Source organism: Bartonella sp. AP57NXGY (genome assembly GCF_042195805.1).
In the GTDB taxonomy this organism is placed as follows: Bacteria; Pseudomonadota; Alphaproteobacteria; order Rhizobiales; family Rhizobiaceae; genus Bartonella.
This window is the reverse complement of record NZ_JBHIOZ010000285.1, coordinates 1-1,368: the sequence shown is the minus strand read 5'-3', so window position 1 is coordinate 1,368 and position 1,368 is coordinate 1. Positions and strand designations below refer to the sequence as shown.

The 1,368-nt window shown below is 34.9% G+C and carries 2 protein-coding genes and 1 pseudogene; all 3 read right to left on the bottom strand.

What is annotated here, in order from left to right:
- The coding region (locus ACFIL8_RS10335; protein WP_375689693.1) for a type IV secretion system protein at positions 1-245 on the bottom strand (245 nt) is incomplete at its 3' end.
- A 217-nt stretch (positions 246-462) separates the two neighbouring features.
- Positions 463-1,284, bottom strand: a complete 822-nt coding sequence (locus ACFIL8_RS10330; protein WP_375681560.1) for a type IV secretion system protein — start codon at positions 1,282-1,284, stop codon at positions 463-465.
- Positions 1,281-1,368: pseudogene (locus ACFIL8_RS10325) on the bottom strand (TrwH protein); the annotation flags it as partial. The pseudogene ACFIL8_RS10325 and the gene ACFIL8_RS10330, both read right to left, overlap by 4 nt.

Below are 1,368 nucleotides of genomic sequence, written 5' to 3'. Positions count from 1 at the left end.
AGTCCTGTGGTAAGAGCTATTGAAGTAATAATACTTATCCGTAGGAAACGGTTTACGAATCCGGAGAGAGGCATATCTATAGCGCCACGAATGATAAGCCATCCATAGATGATGAAAGCGATCGTGATTCCAATTGAAACGAAAGGTGTAATTGTAGCAATTGTTTTTGAGGAAAGATCCGTGACATATGTTTTTGTTATCTGATCAATTTTACTGAAAAGTTGCGTGAAAACTGTAAAGTCCATGGAATTCCTCTTTAACGAATTTTCAACTTTTTATCACCTTGAAATATAGATACATGCTAAACGCTTCATTTGCATTTATACATTACCTAAGTATTTTCATTACGATATCTTAGCTTTGATAAAATATTTGTGCCTCTCTTGATTGTTCAGATAGTACTGAACCTTCTACAGTGGCTTTTGTTTTCATGAAAAAAAGTCAATGTTGTAAAGAGTTTTATTAGTTCAATCTTATTGGGGGGATTCTTTTGTTGGCAGAGTTTATAATTTTTTTATACAATAGACGTTTTTGTATATCGATAAGAGTCTTTTCATTGTTGCTTAAATTTCTGACCATTTGTAACTTTGTGTATTCATTTTGGAGCATGGATGACATGCTCTTGATGCGTGTTTGCAACTCGAAAACTTCTCTCAAATTTGTTGTTTTATCTATATCATTTAAGAAATCAGCAATTTGTGTAAAGCGCTTCTCTGCGTCTTGGAAAGCCTGCAAACTTACGGCTTTCTCGACAATTCCATTATAGTTAAGACGTGTATTAATTATATCGTATATCTTCTTCTGCGGCAATGACGAGAAGATGGCCCTGTAATCTTCGCCGTTAACCGCAGTCATAAGGACTTCGATATAACTATACATTTTGAATAGGCTAGAACCCATGTTCTTGTAGTTTTTGTGGGGGGATGGGTAGGGCGGATCTTGTAAAAAATAGTGAATGCTTTTTGTTGTTAAGGTGTGTATTGTGTGTTCTAAGTCTTTTGTTTCACTTTCACTTTCACTTTCTGTTATAGGCTGGTGGATTTTTTTCGCGTTTCCTGTTATAGATTGATGGATTTTTTTCGCGTTTTCGATCTGGCTTTCGTTTGTTGTAATTTGTTGTTTTAATAACTCAATAATTTTCAGATATTCTTCTTTTGAAAAAGGCAAAAGAGTTTGGGCAGTTGAATCCTTATTATCAGAACCCCAACTAAAATTAGATGTTAGAGTTAAATTTATCATCCCCAAAAGGGTAATCATTCCTGTTATAATAAATCGCTTTTTCATCTGTCTTCTCGCTTGATTTCGGCAGGGATTGTTTTATTAATAGGCACGCGGTTCCTATCATTGGGCTGTTTTAGCTTTGGTGCT